Here is a 2,500-nt window from a genome sequence, read left to right as displayed (position 1 = left end):
ACGTGAAATTCCGTCGGAATCTGGGAGGACCATCTCCCAAGGCTAAATACTCCCTAGTGATCGATAGTGAACCAGTACCGTGAGGGAAAGGTGAAAAGCACCCCGGAAGGGGAGTGAAAGAGATCCTGAAACCGTGTGCCTACAAATAGTCAGAGCCCGTTAATGGGTGATGGCGTGCCTTTTGTAGAATGAACCGGCGAGTTACGATCCCGTGCAAGGTTAAGTTGAAGAGACGGAGCCGCAGCGAAAGCGAGTCTGAATAGGGCGTTTAGTACGTGGTCGTAGACCCGAAACCAGGTGATCTACCCATGTCCAGGGTGAAGTTCAGGTAACACTGAATGGAGGCCCGAACCCACGCACGTTGAAAAGTGCGGGGATGAGGTGTGGGTAGCGGAGAAATTCCAATCGAACCTGGAGATAGCTGGTTCTCCCCGAAATAGCTTTAGGGCTAGCCTTAAGTGTAAGAGTCTTGGAGGTAGAGCACTGATTGAACTAGGGGTCCTCATCGGATTACCGAATTCAGTCAAACTCCGAATGCCAATGACTTATCCTTAGGAGTCAGACTGCGAGTGATAAGATCCGTAGTCAAGAGGGAAACAGCCCAGATCGCCAGCTAAGGTCCCAAAGTGTGTATTAAGTGGAAAAGGATGTGGAGTTGCTTAGACAACTAGGATGTTGGCTTAGAAGCAGCCACCATTTAAAGAGTGCGTAATAGCTCACTAGTCGAGTGACTCTGCGCCGAAAATGTACCGGGGCTAAATACACCACCGAAGCTGCGAATTGATACCAATGGTATCAGTGGTAGGGGAGCGTTCTAAGGACAGTGAAGTCAGACCGTAAGGACTGGTGGAGTGCTTAGAAGTGAGAATGCCGGTATGAGTAGCGAAAGACGGGTGAGAATCCCGTCCACCGAATGCCTAAGGTTTCCTGAGGAAGGCTCGTCCGCTCAGGGTTAGTCAGGACCTAAGCCGAGGCCGACAGGCGTAGGCGATGGACAACAGGTTGATATTCCTGTACCACCTCTTTATCGTTTGAGCAATGGAGGGACGCAGAAGGATAGAAGAAGCGTGCGATTGGTTGTGCACGTCCAAGCAGTTAGGCTGATAAGTAGGCAAATCCGCTTATCGTGAAGGCTGAGCTGTGATGGGGAAGCTCCTTATGGAGCGAAGTCTTTGATTCCCCGCTGCCAAGAAAAGCTTCTAGCGAGATAAAAGGTGCCTGTACCGCAAACCGACACAGGTAGGCGAGGAGAGAATCCTAAGGTGTGCGAGAGAACTCTGGTTAAGGAACTCGGCAAAATGACCCCGTAACTTCGGGAGAAGGGGTGCTTTCTTAACGGAAAGCCGCAGTGAATAGGCCCAAGCGACTGTTTAGCAAAAACACAGGTCTCTGCGAAGCCGTAAGGCGAAGTATAGGGGCTGACACCTGCCCGGTGCTGGAAGGTTAAGGAGAGGGGTTAGCGTAAGCGAAGCTCTGAACTGAAGCCCCAGTAAACGGCGGCCGTAACTATAACGGTCCTAAGGTAGCGAAATTCCTTGTCGGGTAAGTTCCGACCCGCACGAAAGGTGTAACGATTTGGGCACTGTCTCAACCAGAGACTCGGTGAAATTATAGTACCTGTGAAGATGCAGGTTACCCGCGACAGGACGGAAAGACCCCGTGGAGCTTTACTGTAGCCTGATATTGAATTTTGGTACAGTTTGTACAGGATAGGCGGGAGCCATTGAAACCGGAGCGCTAGCTTCGGTGGAGGCGCTGGTGGGATACCGCCCTGACTGTATTGAAATTCTAACCTACGGGTCTTATCGACCCGGGAGACAGTGTCAGGTGGGCAGTTTGACTGGGGCGGTCGCCTCCTAAAGTGTAACGGAGGCGCCCAAAGGTTCCCTCAGAATGGTTGGAAATCATTCGTAGAGTGCAAAGGCATAAGGGAGCTTGACTGCGAGACCTACAAGTCGAGCAGGGACGAAAGTCGGGCTTAGTGATCCGGTGGTTCCGCATGGAAGGGCCATCGCTCAACGGATAAAAGCTACCCCGGGGATAACAGGCTTATCTCCCCCAAGAGTCCACATCGACGGGGAGGTTTGGCACCTCGATGTCGGCTCATCGCATCCTGGGGCTGTAGTCGGTCCCAAGGGTTGGGCTGTTCGCCCATTAAAGCGGTACGCGAGCTGGGTTCAGAACGTCGTGAGACAGTTCGGTCCCTATCCGTCGTGGGCGTAGGAAATTTGAGAGGAGCTGTCCTTAGTACGAGAGGACCGGGATGGACGCACCGCTGGTGTACCAGTTGTTCTGCCAAGGGCATAGCTGGGTAGCTATGTGCGGAAGGGATAAGTGCTGAAAGCATCTAAGCATGAAGCCCCCCTCAAGATGAGATTTCCCATAGCGTAAGCTAGTAAGATCCCTGAAAGATGATCAGGTTGATAGGTTCGAGGTGGAAGCATGGTGACATGTGGAGCTGACGAATACTAATAGATCGAGGACTTAACCATATAATATG

The 2,500-nt window shown here is 52.0% G+C and carries 1 rRNA gene (cut by a window edge); it reads left to right on the top strand.

Annotated features, from left to right (window positions below):
* Positions 1-2,492 (top strand): 23S ribosomal RNA (locus COC96_RS24840) (it extends 430 nt beyond the left edge of the window).
* Positions 2,493-2,500: the final 8 nt, after the last annotated feature.

The sequence above is a fragment of the Bacillus cereus genome, assembly GCF_002577405.1.
Classification (GTDB): Bacteria; Bacillota; Bacilli; order Bacillales; family Bacillaceae_G; genus Bacillus_A; species Bacillus_A cereus_AU.
Note: the sequence above shows the minus strand (reverse complement) of the source record. Positions and strands in the feature narration are given on the sequence as shown.